Source organism: Staphylococcus sp. HMSC061G12 (assembly GCF_001838465.1).
GTDB lineage: Bacteria > Bacillota > Bacilli > Staphylococcales > Staphylococcaceae > Staphylococcus > Staphylococcus simulans.
This window is the reverse complement of the sequence record NZ_KV837100.1, coordinates 1-254: the sequence shown is the minus strand read 5'-3', so window position 1 is coordinate 254 and position 254 is coordinate 1. Positions and strand designations below refer to the sequence as shown.

Annotated in this window: 1 rRNA gene; it reads right to left on the bottom strand. The window is 51.2% G+C overall.

From position 1 onward, the window contains the following. Positions 1 to 254, bottom strand: a 16S ribosomal RNA gene (locus tag HMPREF2937_RS08080); the annotation flags it as partial.

Genomic DNA, 254 nt, shown 5'->3' with positions numbered 1-254 from the left:
AAACTCTCGTGGTGTGACGGGCGGTGTGTACAAGACCCGGGAACGTATTCACCGTAGCATGCTGATCTACGATTACTAGCGATTCCAGCTTCATGTAGTCGAGTTGCAGACTACAATCCGAACTGAGAACGGCTTTATGGGATTTGCTTGACCTCGCGGGTTCGCTGCCCTTTGTACCGTCCATTGTAGCACGTGTGTAGCCCAAATCATAAGGGGCATGATGATTTGACGTCATCCCCACCTTCCTCCGGTTT